The organism is Anaerobacillus sp. 1_MG-2023 (assembly GCF_030547345.1).
Lineage (GTDB): Bacteria > Bacillota > Bacilli > Bacillales > Guptibacillaceae > Guptibacillus > Guptibacillus hwajinpoensis_B.
This window is the reverse complement of sequence record NZ_JAUORD010000232.1, coordinates 1-240: the sequence shown is the minus strand read 5'-3', so window position 1 is coordinate 240 and position 240 is coordinate 1. Positions and strand designations below refer to the sequence as shown.

Annotated in this window: 1 pseudogene; it reads right to left on the bottom strand. The window is 39.2% G+C overall.

The annotated features are described in order from the left end of the window. Positions 1–240 (bottom strand): annotated as a pseudogene (locus tag Q4550_RS23980) (DUF2642 domain-containing protein); the annotation flags it as partial.

Sequence of the window (240 nt, the reverse complement as noted above, 5' to 3'; positions counted from 1 at the left end):
AACTGGGGAATAAAATGAGATGTACTTACACAGAACGTACGTAATATATCCATGGAAAGAGAAGTTACCAGTCGCATAAATTACAGTCAAGATTCCTTTCGCGTTCATGAGTATTTTCCGATACGAAAACGAATCGATGTCATCCGAAAGTGAAGTTGCACTTGGGCTTTCGACAGTATCTGATATCGTAAAGCGATACAGTTTATGAACATGCAGCAGCGGTAAGAATAGATACTGACT